The sequence below is a fragment of the Agrobacterium sp. 16-172Ci genome, assembly GCF_053522725.1.
In genome coordinates this window covers 73,734-88,118 of record NZ_JBNWBW010000011.1, presented here as the reverse complement: position 1 = coordinate 88,118, position 14,385 = coordinate 73,734, and the positions used below count along the sequence as shown (strand labels likewise).

The 14,385-nt window shown below is 61.9% G+C and carries 13 protein-coding genes; 8 read left to right on the top strand and 5 right to left on the bottom strand.

What is annotated here, in order from left to right; all coding sequences use genetic code 11:
- Positions 1 to 211: 211 nt before the first annotated feature.
- Complete coding sequence (locus ACQZ40_RS12500) at positions 212 to 565, top strand: DUF1491 family protein (RefSeq protein WP_448748050.1); 354 nt, start codon at positions 212 to 214, stop codon at positions 563 to 565.
- A 56-nt stretch (positions 566 to 621) separates the two neighbouring features.
- On the opposite strand, the gene ACQZ40_RS12495 is transcribed toward ACQZ40_RS12500, so the two are convergent.
- Positions 622 to 1,557 carry a DUF2336 domain-containing protein gene (locus ACQZ40_RS12495; protein ID WP_448748070.1) on the bottom strand — a complete coding sequence of 312 codons (936 nt, stop codon included), beginning with the start codon at positions 1,555 to 1,557 and terminating at the stop codon, positions 622 to 624.
- A gap of 561 nt (positions 1,558 to 2,118) precedes the next feature.
- Between ACQZ40_RS12495 and ACQZ40_RS12490 the strand changes: the two genes are divergently transcribed.
- The gene (locus tag ACQZ40_RS12490) at positions 2,119 to 2,307 is read left to right on the top strand and encodes a hypothetical protein (RefSeq protein WP_035261156.1); all 189 of its coding nucleotides are present in this window, start codon (positions 2,119 to 2,121) and stop codon (positions 2,305 to 2,307) included.
- A 19-nt stretch (positions 2,308 to 2,326) separates the two neighbouring features.
- Here the strand turns inward: ACQZ40_RS12490 and ACQZ40_RS12485 are convergent, their stop codons facing one another.
- Entirely contained in the window at positions 2,327 to 2,875 is a 549-nt protein-coding gene (locus tag ACQZ40_RS12485; RefSeq protein WP_035261158.1) for a DUF1254 domain-containing protein, read from the bottom strand.
- The gene (locus ACQZ40_RS12480; protein ID WP_003522305.1) at positions 2,868 to 3,455 is read right to left on the bottom strand and encodes a DUF1214 domain-containing protein; all 588 of its coding nucleotides are present in this window, start codon (positions 3,453 to 3,455) and stop codon (positions 2,868 to 2,870) included. Before ACQZ40_RS12480 ends, ACQZ40_RS12485 begins: the two co-directional genes overlap by 8 nt.
- Positions 3,456 to 3,566: 111 nt before the next feature.
- On the opposite strand from ACQZ40_RS12480, the gene ACQZ40_RS12475 reads away from it, so the two are divergent.
- Positions 3,567 to 4,955, top strand: coding sequence for a M20 family metallopeptidase (locus ACQZ40_RS12475; protein WP_448748049.1), 1,389 nt, complete (start codon positions 3,567 to 3,569; stop codon positions 4,953 to 4,955).
- Here the strand turns inward: ACQZ40_RS12475 and ACQZ40_RS12470 are convergent.
- Positions 4,952 to 5,560, bottom strand: a complete 609-nt coding sequence (locus tag ACQZ40_RS12470; protein ID WP_059753851.1) for a LysE/ArgO family amino acid transporter — start codon at positions 5,558 to 5,560, stop codon at positions 4,952 to 4,954. The two genes, ACQZ40_RS12475 and ACQZ40_RS12470, sit on opposite strands and share 4 nt — an antisense overlap.
- A gap of 371 nt (positions 5,561 to 5,931) precedes the next feature.
- Here ACQZ40_RS12470 and ACQZ40_RS12465 point away from each other — a divergent pair, with 371 nt between their 5' ends.
- Entirely contained in the window at positions 5,932 to 6,831 is a 900-nt protein-coding gene (locus ACQZ40_RS12465; RefSeq protein ID WP_448748048.1) for a LysR family transcriptional regulator ArgP, read from the top strand.
- Between the two features lie 241 nt (positions 6,832 to 7,072).
- On the opposite strand, the gene ACQZ40_RS12460 is transcribed toward ACQZ40_RS12465, so the two are convergent.
- Positions 7,073 to 9,265, bottom strand: coding sequence for a transglycosylase domain-containing protein (locus ACQZ40_RS12460; protein WP_433823837.1), 2,193 nt, complete (start codon positions 9,263 to 9,265; stop codon positions 7,073 to 7,075).
- Between the two features lie 267 nt (positions 9,266 to 9,532).
- Here ACQZ40_RS12460 and ACQZ40_RS12455 point away from each other — a divergent pair, with 267 nt between their 5' ends.
- The 4 genes from ACQZ40_RS12455 to cueR all read left to right on the top strand — a co-directional run bounded on the left by ACQZ40_RS12455 (position 9,533) and on the right by cueR (position 14,356).
- A complete protein-coding gene (locus ACQZ40_RS12455; protein WP_065654208.1) occupies positions 9,533 to 10,012 on the top strand; it encodes a YcgN family cysteine cluster protein in 480 nt (159 codons plus the stop codon).
- Positions 10,013 to 10,182: 170 nt separating this feature from the next.
- Complete coding sequence (gene blaOXA, locus ACQZ40_RS12450; RefSeq protein ID WP_065654207.1) at positions 10,183 to 11,007, top strand: class D beta-lactamase; 825 nt, start codon at positions 10,183 to 10,185, stop codon at positions 11,005 to 11,007.
- A 347-nt stretch (positions 11,008 to 11,354) separates the two neighbouring features.
- Positions 11,355 to 13,937: a heavy metal translocating P-type ATPase gene (locus tag ACQZ40_RS12445; RefSeq protein WP_448748047.1), complete on the top strand. Its 2,583-nt coding sequence runs from the start codon at positions 11,355 to 11,357 to the stop codon at positions 13,935 to 13,937.
- Positions 13,934 to 14,356 (top strand): Cu(I)-responsive transcriptional regulator, encoded by a 423-nt coding sequence (gene cueR, locus ACQZ40_RS12440; RefSeq protein WP_080856110.1) that lies wholly within the window; start codon positions 13,934 to 13,936, stop codon positions 14,354 to 14,356. Before ACQZ40_RS12445 ends, cueR begins: the two co-directional genes overlap by 4 nt.
- Positions 14,357 to 14,385: the final 29 nt, after the last annotated feature.

Genomic DNA, 14,385 nt, shown 5'->3' with positions numbered 1-14,385 from the left:
CCGGGCATCTCCCCCTCAAGGGGGGAGATCGACTCGCGGTTGGGTCTCGCCCATCGCAGCGTTTGCGAATGAAGTGGCGATAGCGCTTCCTGCCGATCTCCCCCCTTGAGGGGGAGATGCCCGGCAGGGCAGAGGGGGGTAAGCCCCGCGCACCTTCACCCGCCCAAAATCAACAACAACAGCCCCCCACCGTTTCCATCGAAAGCACCCCATGCGCCTCAAATCCGAAATGTTCGTCTCAGCCCTCATCCGCCGCGTTTTCGCCGCCGGCGGATTCGCGGCTGTCGAAAAAAAGGGGGCGGAGGAGGCGGGGGCGATTTTCATTCGTCAGCGCCTGCGCGATGGCCGCGAAAATCTCTACGGACCCGCGCCGCAGAGCTTTGCCGATGACGAGGAAATCCGCGCCGAGCGCCGTTTCGAAACGCGCCTTGCCGGTGCGGATGGCGAGGAAAGCGCCGCTCTTCTTGAGAGGGAACGACGCTTCGACAGCGACCTGTGGGTGGTGGAGATCGAAACCGATGAGATCGGGACTCTGCTGACGCTGGTGGATCAGCCCAAGGCCTAGAATCGTCCGGCAATGGCCCGCTTCTTCAACCCGTGAAGACGCAAGGCCAGCCGCTCTTACCCTTGCGTCCCGGTTCTCTGCGCAGCCGGTGCGCTGCGGCCCGTCCGTTCGCGGCCATGCGTATAACTGTCGGCCCGCCGCCAGCTTTCCAGCCGGTCTTCGCATTCCACGATGTCGAGACGGTCGAGCAGGGCTTCGGCACGGCTCATATCGCCTTCGGCGGCGGAAAGATGCGGATAAAAGCATTGCAGCACGAAAGCCGCCTCGGAAAATTCCATGCCAAGGCCGGTCAGCGTCGTTGCCAGCTGTGCGCCTGATATATCGAGCATGATGCGCTCCGACAGCCAGTAGCTGGAGGAGAGAGAATCCGCCAGCGCCACGGCGAATTGCCGGGCATTGCGCTCGCGGGCGAAACGCACCAGCAGCGCTTCCTGCACCTCGCTCAACCGGCGAAGGCCGAGAACGTCGCTTTCCGGGCGGTTGAGGTGATGCGCCATCTGCTTGATCCGCTGGCGCATTTCTTCTTCGAGTGCGGAAGCGGCGGCGATGTTGTCAGTCTTTTCTTCCGCTTTCGGCTCTTCAGGGCTTTCCGTCGCCTGCGGTTCGGCAGCCGCCGTTTCTCCGTCCGGCCGCTTCAGATCTTCGGCGTGACGCAGCCCGACAAGCGCATCGATGACGGTGGGGGAGAGGTCTTCACGGCGCACGATGGCGCGCGCATGCGCCGCTCCTTGCGTGCGGGCAATGGTGATCAGCGTGTCGTCATCAAGGCATTTGGAGGAAATGAGGAAGGGCGCTGCAAGCGAAATCGGCTGGCAGGCGATGAAGAAAGCGACAGCCGAAGGCACGCTCGGATGCTGGGAGAGCGCGGCGATGGCCTCCCGCTTGGCTTCGTCGGTGGAGGCGTTAAAAAGCGGCATGAAAAGTTCGGCGAACTGCCGAAGGTCCGTTTTTGACGGATGGGAGACATTCTCGAAATTCGTCACGGTGGCCATCAGCACCACATCTTTCTTCCTCACGGCTCTTGGCCTCTCAAGTTCTCGAAACCGGTCGGTCAACGCACTACCCAACAAACGCAAACACAATATCGGCTCAAATTAGAGCAAATGCGTTGACGTCCTGTTAACTATGGGGGGTGGCAAGAGAGAATCTGCCTCTATCAACAAGGAAATTTTAAAACCTTGATGACGGATGAAATGTCGTGGAACTTTACCGCATCGCCTTTGTTTTCAAGGGGTGCGGCTCCGGCCGGAATAAGTTGGGGTCCGGCAATTAAGGTTAACGGATCATTAACCTCTGTCTGTTTGTAATTTCATGGGCAGTATTAGGATTCCATGTTATTCTTATCGACGGAATAAATACAAAAATGGCATGCGAAGCCTGAATCTGCGCACGATCCCCTTATAAGAATCGCTTTGGATTTTTGGATCGTGCGAAAACCAGTCTGTGGACTGGCCTATGCGCAATGTGATGGTGATGAAATTCCCGACGCAAGACGAGGCTTGCGCGGTTCCCATGGGCAACATTGACAATCATGTCCCGAAGAGGAGATGAGCATGGCAGAGATTATTCCAATCGGCGACGCCCGACGAAGCCTGCGCCCCGCCGGCGCGGTGGCAACGGTGATCGGCCCGGCGAAGGTCGTGCTGTTTACCGGCGTGCGCTATGAAAAACGCGATACCGAGCCGACCGGCAAAGTCGCGCGCAAGGGCAAATCCGCAGCGGAAACCGCCCTCAAATCCTGACTAAAGAGAATAACCGACGTTATTTCCACGCCGTCGGCTGGCATTTCGCCTCGTTCAGAAACCGTTCCGCCTCTTCGCCGAAACTCGGCTGCGGCACCATGGTCCGCAACACCACATATCCTTCCGTCTGATCCGATTCCGCCAGAATGGCCTGCGAAAGCGCAGGTGGCTGCGCCTTGCGGATGGCGGCGATCTGCACCGCATCCGCCACCAGAATATCCATCACCCCGCCGGCGGACGTGCGGTCATTCATGCTGAACACCTCATTCGAGGCCTTGTCGTAAACCGCGACCGACCAGAAGGGCACGGCCCCGATGGCGGTGAGCCTGACCGGCTTGTCCTCGATATCGAAGGTGCAGACCGCGACCCGCATGAAGGGATCGCCGCTGCCAAGCGTCTTTTTCTCCGTCGTCTCTTCGAGCAGATGAAACTGATGCGGCTTTCCTTCCGCCACCGCGCGCGTATAGGCGTCGCGATTGCTGAAATGCGGTATCGCCAGAAGAATGATGACATGCAGCACGGCTGCGCCGACGAGACCGGTGAGGATGGCGAGCAGGACCCTAAGCATTGCCACACCCCAACTTGCGGATTTGCGGCATGGAGATGTCGATCAGGCCGGAACTGCCCGCGACGGGCGTGTCGAGAAGGGTCATGACCAGCCTGAAAGTCTGGCCCTGCGGCACCGACAGCCAGTTATAGGTCTGGGCGTCAGCGGCGATGGTAATGTCGATGCCGCCATCGGCGCTGCGCAAAAGCGTGCGGGAATTCAGCGCGAAGGGCCGCCCCGCATCCTCCGCCAGCACATTGCCCTGCTGATCGGCGGTGTAGATCGTCCAGAAACGTGCGGGCGGCACGGCGCCCGCCAGCCGGTAGCGGCATTCGCCGCTCAGACGTTGCCCATCGCTGTCGACGGAGGCGGTAAAAGCCAGCCCTTCCGCGGTTCCGTAAAGCAGCTTGCCGGCGTCGGCGCGGTGCGATTTGGCGTAAGGGTCGGCCTCGATCGTCTGCGCTTCGGGAAAGGCATCCCAGGAGCCGATGCGGATCGATCCAAAGCCCGATGTCGCCTCAAGGGCTGCCAGCGTCGCGGCAATGCCGCCGCCAAAGGCGATCAGAAGGGCGATGCCGACAAGGAATGGAACTCGGAACACGCTGTTTTCCCGTTTATGAACAGGTCGAGGACTATCACTGATTCCCTGTTTGGAAAATGGCGCGGCTTGTTTACTCTCCGTGAAAATAATCACAACCGGGGATATTCCATCATGTCGCGACAATCCGCAATCGACCGTGCCGCCGCCTGTTTCGACGATGGCAGCTTCGAGCGGGATTTGACGCGACGCGTTTTACGACGGACCGAAAGCCAGAATGAGGAGCAGGGCGAGGAGCTGACGCTTTATCTGGAACAGGAAATGCTGCCCGCTTTCGCCGCCATGGGTTTCTCCTGCACCATCCTGCGTGACCCGACAGCGGATTTGCCGTTTCTGATCGCCGAGCGTTTCGAAGGCGACACGCTGCCGACCGTGCTGGGATACGGCCACGGGGATGTGGTGCGCGGTCAGGACGAGGGCTGGGCCGAGGGGCTTTCGCCCTTTGTGATGTCCGAGCGCAATGGCAGGTGGTATGGGCGCGGCACCGCCGACAACAAGGGGCAGCATTCGGTCAATATGGCGGCGTTGAAGGCCGTGCTCGAGACACGCGGCAGGCTTGGTTTCAACGCCAAATATCTGATCGAGATGGGCGAGGAGAGGGGCTCCCCCGGCCTGAGGGAGATTTGCCGGAACCATGGCGAGCGGCTGAAAGCCGATCTTCTGATCGCCTCCGACGGCCCGCGCCTGAATGCGGAACGGCCGACGGTTTTTCTCGGCGCGCGCGGCGGCATCACCTTCGATCTGGTGATCGAGGCCCGTGAGGGCGGCCATCATTCCGGCAATTGGGGCGGGGCGCTTTCCAATCCCGGCGTACAGCTGGCCCATGCCGTCGCAAGCCTTGTCGGCCCGGCCGGCCAGATCCGCGTGCCGGAACTGGTGCCGGAGGAATTGCCGAAAGCGGTGCGTGAGGCCCTTGCCGATTGCGAAATCGATGGCGGGCCGGACGGCCCGAAGATCGATCCGGACTGGGGCGAGCCTGGCCTTTCCACCGCCGAGCGGGTTTTCGGCTGGTGTGCGCTGGAAGTGCTGGCTTTCGAGACCGGCAATCCGCGTGCGCCCGTCAACGCCATTCCGCCACGGGCATGGGCGCGGCTGCAATTGCGCTTCGTCGTCGGTATCGATCCGCAAGCGGTTCTGCCCGCCGTGCGGCGTCACCTCGACCGGCAGGGTTTCGCCATGGTGGAAATCTCGCCTGCCGGCGACGAGATTTTCCGCGCCACCCGGCTCGATCCGCAGGATCCATGGGTGGATTTCACGCTGCGCTCCATTGCCCGCACAACGGGCAGAAAACCGGCGCTTCTGCCCAATCTCGGCGGTTCGCTGCCCAACGATATCTTTGCCGATATCCTCAAACTGCGCACCATCTGGGTGCCGCATTCCTATCCCGGCTGCTCGCAGCATGCGCCGAACGAACATTTGCCGAAGGAGATCGCCCGCGAGGCGCTTACCCTTATGGCCGGGCTCTATTGGGATATCGGAGAGGAGGATACGCCGCCGCTTTAGGCGCCCATGACGAGCTTGAAGGCGATGGCCCACATGGTGACGGCGATGACGCCTTCGAGAATGCGCCAGGCGGAGGGTTTTTCGAAGATCGGCCGCAGCCAGCGCGCGCCGTAACCCAGTGAAAAGAAGAACACCAGCGAGCCGGTGGCCGCGCCCGCCGCGAAGGTTTTTTCGAAGCCCGGAAACTGCGTGGAAATGGTGCCGAGCAGCACGACGGTATCGAGATAGACATGCGGATTGAGAAAGGTCAGCGCAAGGCAGATGGCCAGCGTCTGCCACAGGCTCGCCTCCTGCCGCTCCGCTACCGAAAGCGCCTCGGAGGAGCGCAGCGCCGAATGCAGGCTTTTCGCCCCATACCAGATGAGGAAGGCAGCCCCCGCATAACGCATGATGGGATCGAGCGCCGGCATGATGGCGCTGATCCGCTGAAAACCGAAAACCCCGACGGTAATCAACAGCGCATCGGCAATGGCGCAGGTGGCGCAGACGGCAAACACATGCGAGCGCGCCAGACCCTGCTTCAGAACGAAGGCGTTCTGCGCGCCGATGGCAACGATGAGGCTGAGGCCCATCGTCAGGCCGGTGAAGAAGATCTGGATGTCCATGCGCGTCGCGGCCCCTGCCTCTGTCCATTGTGGAATGGCCGAAGGCGTTGCTTCCGGACCGAGTGCTTGGATATTTCCGCCTGATAGTTTAATCCAGTTAAATAAACTCAATCCAGATAAGCTGAGCTAATGGCGCACTTCTCTCTTCAACCTCTCGGTTTTCCACAACGTTGCCATCTCTCCACCCTCATTCCTGTGCTTGTCACAGGAATCCAGCCAGCCCAAGTCCTTGGGCTGAAAAGGCTCTTCCGCCGCACAGACGTACGTCGACTGGATTCCTGTGACAAGCACAGGAATGAGGGAGGGAGAGACCGTCACCTATGGCTTCCAAGGCCCTCCCGCCACCTCCAAACCCTGCATGAGGTGCCGTAATGCTCGACTATCCCTCCATGCGGGCCGTGGCGCTCGTGGCCCAGACCGGCAGTTTCGAAAAGGCCGCGCAGGTGCTGTGCGTCACGCCGTCGGCCGTCTCCCAGCGCATCAAGCAACTGGAGGAGCGGCTGGGCGTGGTGCTGATCGTGCGCGGCAACCCCTGCGTGGCGACGGAAAAGGGCGAATGGCTCTGCCGTCACATGGATCATGTCGGCATGCTGGAAAGCGAATTGTTCCGACAGCTTCCGGCGCTGGCGGAAGCGGGCGCAGCGCAGGAGCGCGTGACGCTCAACATCGCCACAAACGCCGACAGTCTCGGCACATGGTTTCTGGATGCGGTTTCGAAATTCACCGGCGGCAGCGATTATCTCGTCAATATTGCGGTGGACGATCAGGACCACACGGTGGAATGGCTGCGCGGCGGCAGGGTGCTTGCCGCCGTCACCGCCCATGCCAAGCCCGTGCAGGGCTGCCGGGTCCTGGCCCTCGGCGTGCTGCGCTATCATGCGACCGCCAGCCCGGATTTCATGGCCCGCCATTTCGCCGGGGGTGTCACACCCGCCGCCCTTGCCCGCGCGCCGGGGCTGACGTTCAATCAGAAGGACAGGCTGCAGGCGAGCTGGGTCAGGAAGGTGCTGGGCGAGGATATCGCCTATCCCACCCATTGGCTGCCCTCGACCGACGGTTTCGTGAAGGCGAGCCTTTCCGGCATGGGCTGGGGGCTCAACCCGGTGCAGCTTGTGGGGGATCACCTCAAGACGGGCAGGCTGGTGGAGGTCGTTCCCGGCACGCCGCTCGATATTCCGCTTTACTGGCAGGTCAACCGGCTTGCGGCGGAGCGGCTGGGGGTGTTGACGTCGCATGTGGTGGAGACGGCGAGGGCGGTGTTGTTGCGATAAGTTGCGGATTTGGAGAAACGGTGGCGACGGAGTGAGCGGCTTACCCCCCCTCTGCCCTGCCGGGCATCTCCCCCTCAAGGGGGGAGAGCGGCTGGTGGCCCTACCGCCACTTCATTCTCTAACCTTGAGATGGGCGAAACTTCGCCGCAGATCGATCTCCCCCCTTGAGGGGGAGATGTCCGGCAGGACAGAGGGGGGTGAGCCACACTCTCCGACAGAATCATCAGGCATGCGCCACACCTCACCGCCGCGCCGCATCCTCCGCGCCCTCGCGCAACGACGCATCCGCCACCTTCTGCGTCGTCACACTCAAGGCCGAAGCCTCCTTCATCTTCTTGGCGATGGAGCGGATCACACGCGTTGTCTCGGCCGAGAGCGAGCGCGGGCGGGTGAGCGCCGGCAAGGCGGGGGTGCTGGTGGCAGCGGCCGCCACTTCCGCAGAAGGCTGCGGGCGTGCGCCTGTCGGCAGCGGGTTCTGGATGCCGGGGATCGGTCGCAGTTCCATGCCCTGATGGGCGTAGTCCATCAGCCGCTTGAAGGCCATGGCCGGAAGCGCGCCGCCTGTCATGTTGTTCATGGGCGTGAAATCGTCGTTCCCGAACCAGACGGCCGTGGTGTAATTGCCGGTGAAACCCACATACCAGGCATCGCGATAGGCCTGCGAGGTGCCGGTCTTGCCGCCGGAAACGATGCCGTTATCCAGCGCGCCGCGCCGGGCCGTGCCCATGACCGGGATGGTCACCAGCATCTGGTTCATCTTCGAATTGGCGTCTTCGGAAAGCACCCGTTTGGCGGGCGCTTCGTTGTGGCTGAAATCGTAGAGAACATTGCCCTCATAATCCAGCACCTGCTCGATGCCGTGGCGGCGCGACTGCATGCCGCCGGCCGGGAAAACGGCATAGGCGGTGGCCTGGTCGAGAACCGTCACTTCCGATGTGCCGAGCGGAATGGTCTTGTCGCTGCGCAGCGGCGTGGCGACACCCATGGCCTTGGCGGTATCGACGATGACCTGCGTGCCGAGCACGTCCTTGGCAAGACGCACGGGCACGGTGTTGTAGGATTTGGCGAGCGCCATCTGCAGCGTCACCTTGCCGGCATAGGAGCGGCCATAATTCTGCGGCGACCAGCCGCGCCAGGTCACCGGCGCATCCGAGATCAGCGTCTCCGGCTTCATGCCCTTTTCCATGGCGGCCGAGTAGGTATAGACCTTGAAGGAGGAGCCCGGCTGGCGCAGCGCCGCCGTGGCGCGGTTGAACTGGCTTTCGCCATAGTCGCGTCCGCCGACCATGGCGCGCACGCCGCCGCCGTTCTCGATCATCACCATCGCGCCCTGCTTGACGCGGTAACCTTCGCCGAATTCGCGCAGGCCCATTTCCATCGCCTGTTCGGCCGCCTGCTGCAGGCCGGTATCGATGGTGGTGCGCACGACCACGGTGTGGTCCTTGAACTTGCCCTCGGCGGCCAGCCGCTGCACTTCGTCGAAAGCCCAGTCGAGGAAATAATCCGGCGCCTTCACATCGGCGCGGTCGATGACGGTGGCCGGGTTGCGCCGCGCGCCGATGACCTGACCCTCGGTCATCAACCCGCTCTGCACCAGGTTGGAAAGCACGGTGTTGGCGCGCGCACGCGCGGCCGGCAGGTTGACATGCGGCGCATATTTGGCCGGCGCCTTGAACAGGCCGGCCAGAATGGCGGATTCGGCCAATGTCACATCGGTCAGGTTCTTGCCGAAATAAAATTGCGCCGCCGCCGCCGCCCCGAAGGTGCCGCCGCCCATATAGGCGCGGTCGAGATAAAGGCTGAGGATTTCCTTCTTCGACATGTTGGTCTCGAGCCACAGCGCGAGGAAGGCTTCCTTGATCTTGCGCTCCAGCGAGCGCTCATTGGTGAGGAACAGGTTCTTGGCGAGCTGCTGCGTCAGCGTCGAGCCGCCCTGCACCACGCCGCCGGCGCGGGCGTTTTCGCTCATGGCGCGGGCAAGGCCGATGAAATCAATGCCGAAGTGGTCGAAGAAACGCCGGTCCTCGGTCGCCAGCACCGCCTTGATGAAATGATCCGGCATCTGGTCGATCGGAACGGAATCCTCATGAATGATGCCGCGATGGCCGATGGTGTTGCCGTAACGATCAAGGAAGGTGACGGCGAAATCGCCGCGATAACGCCAGTCCTTCTTGGTTTCCTCGAAGGCCGGCATGGCGAGCGCCAGAAGCACGACGGACCCCGCCGTTCCGAAGGTCAGCGCGTCGCAGGTGAGGTTGACGAGAAGCTTCTTCCAGCCACGCACATGCAGCTTGCGCGAGGCGATGGTGACGTCTTCCCAGAAATCCACCAGCCTTGCGGCAGCCGTCCACAGGCCGGAGTCGATGAAGCTATCGATCCGGAGCAGGATGTGCCGTTTTTTACGGCCTTTTTTATCGTCTTTTTCTTCCTGCACCTGGCGATGTTTTCCTGTTCAACGCAACGCTGCCATCGATATGTCTGCGTGATATTCTACGCTTCAACCCATTCCCGACGCAAAACCGTGGCATGGTTATGTCGGAAGTGCTTGACGCGGCGGCCTTTCGCGGGCCAATGACCCCTCTGCCGCCTGCCAATATGCTAAAATATCGTACAAACCAGCCCTTGGCGATACGATATAAAGGATTAGGGACCGGTTAAACACTCCCGTCCAAGAGATCAAAATGAAACGGAAATGTTAACGATGAATGACGCGCCGTTCTGGAAAACCAAATCACTCACGGAGATGACGGGTGAGGAATGGGAAAGCCTGTGCGACGGCTGCGGCCTGTGCTGTCTGAACAAGCTGGAGGACTGGGACACCGGCGAAGTGGTGTTCACCTCGGTTCGCTGTGTGCTGCTCGACGGCGAGAGCTGTCGATGCTCCGATTACGAAAATCGCCGCGCCACCGTGCCGGACTGTATTCAGCTGGACCTGAAGAAGGTGCATGAGATCGGCTGGCTGCCGCCCACATGCGCCTATGCGCTGGTGCGCGACGGCAAGGATCTCTACTGGTGGCACTATCTCGTTTCCGGCGATACGGAAACGGTGCATCAGGCCGGCATTTCCGCCCGCGGCCGCACCGTCAGCGAGGCCGATGTGGATGTTGACGACTTCGAGGATTATGTGGTCGACTGGCCCCTGACAGTGGGTGAGAGGGCAGGCGAAAAGGAACGGATGTGACGGAAAACGTCAATTTTCGTTTTGGTCCTATTCCTGCCCCATCGTTCCCTTAAGGCAGTGTCGCCCGAAAGCGTGTCGCGGTTTCGGGGTACGACTTGTCTGAAATCAAAGACAGCTTCCGGCCATTCCGGCAAATGATCCGCAAAAGCGGACGAGGGACATCAAAACGCATGCGCTATCGGCTGCCCGCCATCGTTCTTTCATGCCTCGCCCTTCCGGGGCTCCTGCCGTTTTCCGCTGACGCCCAGCAACAGCCCCAGGCCTTCGAATGCACGCTGGTCACCTCCATCGAGACCGGCGCCATCATCAACCAGCAGGGCGCCTGCGATCAGCGCGTGGCGCCGGCCTCCACCTTCAAGGTGCCGCTTGCGCTGATCGGTTACGACGCCGGCATTCTTCAGGATGAAAAGACGCCCGCCTGGGACTGGAAACCCGGCACGGAGGCGCGCGCCTCCGACCGCAAGACGGTCGATCCCTCGATATGGGAGCAGGATTCCGTGCTGTGGTATTCGCGTGAAATCACCCGCCGCCTCGGCCCGGAAAAATTCGCCGCTTATGTGAAGCGACTCGGTTACGGCAATGCCGATGTTTCCGGCGAGCCGGGCAAGAATAACGGCCTGACCCATTCCTGGCTCGGATCGTCGCTGACGGTCTCGCCGGTGGAACAGGTCGGCTTCCTCCGCCGCCTTCTGGCCGGCAATCTGCCCGTCTCGCGCGATGCGCAGGCCAAGACCAGGGCAATCGTGCCGGTCTTCGATGCGCCGGAAAGTTGGGCGGTGCACGGTAAGACCGGCACGGGCTACATGCGCGACGAAAAGGGCAATCCCGACCGCAACCGCCCCTTCGGCTGGTTCGTCGGCTGGGCAGAGCGCGAAGGCCAGCACATCGTCTTCGCGAGACTGCGCGTTTCCGACAAACCGTCCGACGAGCCGCTCGGCCCCGCCGTGCGCGATGCCTTCCTGCGCGATATTCCCCGGCTGGCCGTGCATCGGTAGCTGCACGCATCTCATAAAAGCATAGTTTTTGTGACGTGCTCCTTCCCTCATCCCTGTGCTTGTCACAGGATCCAGCCAGCCCAAGTCCTTGGGCTGAAAGGACTCTTCCCGTCGCGCCGACGCGCGTCGACTGGATTCCTGTGACAAGCACAGGAATGAGGGTGATATCTTGGCGCATGGAAATGTGAACGTTATGGACCGAGATAGCGTGGTTATTAGGTGTCCGTCAGCGGGCGGCAACAAGAAGCCCGCTGCACTCACGATTGTGTGTTCAACAAAAAGTTTCCGCTTCCCTTGACCTTCCCATCATGGGAATCTCTACATAGGGTCTCGAAAGGGGATTTCCCATGAACGAGACAGTCAAACACGCCCATCGACATGAACCGGTTTCCATTCCCGTGGAAGGCATGACCTGCGCTTCCTGCGTGCGCCGGGTGGAAACGGCCGCGGCCAAGGTGCCGGGTGTCATGTCGAGTTCCGTGAACTTCGCCACGAAGAAGCTCACCGTCGAGCCGGCCGAAGGTTTTTCTGCCAGAACGCTTGGCGCCGCCATCAAGAAGGTCGGTTACGATATCGCGCCGGAACGTCACGAATTTGCGGTGGAAGGCTTGCGGGGCGAGGCTGGGGCCGAGCGGCTGAAGGCCGTTCTGGAAGCGGTCGCCACCACAGTCGCCGTCAAGGTCGATGCGGCCTCCGGCAAGGCCTCCGTGGAAACGATTGGCGGCCGGCGTGAACGGGATGCGCTTGTGGAAACGGCAAAGCTTGCCGGGTTCGTGCTGAAGACGCCGGCGCCGCACGACCATTCCGCCCACAACGGTCACGGCCAGCACCACGGACATCATCAGGGCCACGGCCAGATGGCGGCGGGCGAGGCCGGCGGCCACGACCATATGCAGCATGCCGGCGAAGAGGGCGCGCTGAAACGCGACCTGACGATTGCCGCGATCCTGACCGCACCGCTTTTCGTGCTGGAAATGGGCGGCCATCTTTATGAGCCGATGCATCACTGGCTGATGGGCATCATCGACACGCAGAACCTCTATTACATCTATTTCGCGCTGGCGACGGCGGTGATTTTCGGACCGGGCCTGCGTTTCCTGAAGACCGGTTTCCCGGCTCTGCTGCGCGGCGCGCCGGAAATGAACTCGCTGGTGGCGCTGGGTGTGACGGCGGCCTATCTCTATTCGGTCGTCGTCACCTTCGCGCCCGACCTGCTGCCGGAAGAGGCGCAGTTCGTCTATTATGAAGCGGCAACCGTCATCGCCACGCTGATCCTGACCGGACGGCTTCTAGAAGCCCGTGCCAGCGGCCGCACGGGAGACGCCATCCGCAAGCTGATGAGCCTGCAGGCGAAGACCGCCCGGGTGGAGCGCGACGGCGCTACCATCGATATTTCCCCCGAAGACCTCGTGGCCGGCGATATCGTCGTCATCCGCCCCGGCGAAAGGCTGGCGGTGGATGGCGAAGTCGTCGAAGGCTCCTCCTATGTCGATGAATCCATGATCTCCGGCGAACCGGTGCCGGTGGAAAAGACGGTCGGCGCAACGGTCGTCGGCGGCACCATCAACAAGACCGGCGCCTTCAAGTTCAAGGCAACCAAGGTGGGCGCGGATACCATGCTGTCGCAGATCATCCGCATGGTGGAGGAGGCGCAAGGGTCAAAGCTGCCGATCCAGCTAATGGTCGACCGCGTTACCGCGCTGTTCGTGCCCGTTGTCATTGCGATTGCGGTGCTGACGTTCATCGTCTGGGCGATCTTCGGTCCCGAACCTGCCTATACTTCCGCGCTGGTCAATGCGGTCGCGGTGCTCATCATTGCCTGCCCCTGCGCCATGGGTCTCGCCACGCCGACATCCATCATGGTTGGCACCGGCCGGGCGGCGGAGCTGGGTGTGCTGTTCCGCAAGGGACAGGCGCTGCAGGAGCTGCGCTCGGCTGAGATCGTCGTGGTCGACAAGACCGGCACTGTCACCAAGGGTCGCCCGGAACTGACCGATCTGGTGGTTGCGGAAGGGTTTGCCGATGACGAGGTGCTGGCGCTCGTCGCCGCCGTCGAGGGCCGCTCGGAACATCCGATTGCCGAAGCCATCGTCCGGGCTGCGGAAGAAAAGAATGTGGCGACCCCGGAGGGACTCGAACCCATGACCGTCGAAAACTTCGAAAGCGTCACGGGTTATGGCATCGCCGCCACCGTCAATGGCCGCAGGGTCGAAGTCGGCGCGGATCGGTTCATGGCGAAACTCGGCCATTCCGTGGATGTCTTCGCTGAGGCCGCCGCAAGGCTGGGTGACGAGGGCAAGACGCCGCTTTATGCCGCCATCGACGGCAGGCTGGCGGCCGCGATTGCGGTTGCCGATCCGCTGAAACCCTCGAGTGTGACTGCCATCAGGGCGTTGCAGGAGATGGGCATCGAAGTGGCCATGGTGACGGGCGACAATGAACGTACGGCGAATGCAATAGCCCGGCAGGTCGGCATTTCCCGCGTGGTGGCCGAAGTGCTGCCCGAGGGCAAGGTGAAGGCGATCCACGAGATGCGCGCAGGCGGCAAGGTGCTGGCCTTCGTGGGTGACGGCATCAACGATGCGCCGGCGCTGGCCGAGGCCGATATCGGCATCGCCGTCGGCACCGGCACGGATGTCGCCATTGAAAGCGCCGATGTGGTGCTGGTCGGCGGCGATATTCTCGGCGCAGTCAACGCCATCGAGATGAGCCGTGCGACCATCCGCAACATCAAGGAAAACCTGTTCTGGGCTTTCGGTTATAATGTGGCGCTGATACCGGTTGCGGCGGGCGTGCTTTATCCGGCCTTCGGCATCACGCTATCGCCGATGATCGGCGCGGGCGCCATGGCGCTCTCCAGCGTCTTCGTTCTCGCCAATGCGCTGCGGTTGAAACGGGCGAAGGTGGCCCATCGGGAGGTGACGTCATGAATATCGGCCAGGCATCGGAAGCATCGGGCGTTTCCGCCAAGATGATCCGTTATTACGAGCAGATCGGCCTCATCACGCCGGCCGCCCGCACCGGCAATAATTACCGGGTTTATGGCGAGCAGGACGTGCACAATCTGCGCTTCATCAAGCGGGCGCGCACGCTCGGTTTTTCGCTGGAAGAAACCGAGACGCTGCTGAAACTCTGGCAGGACAAGACCCGCGAAAGTTCGGCGGTCAAGGAAATCGCGCTCGTCCATATCGCCGATCTCGAACAGAAGATCGCCGAGATGAAAAGCATGGTGAAGACGCTTTCCCATCTCGCCCATTGCTGTGGCGGCGACCACCGGCCCGATTGTCCCATTCTCGACGATCTCGCGGGCGCGGATAAGACTGACGCCAGGCACGCGCGAACCCACTGACCTTTAATGACGGCCGGTGCGACAACATC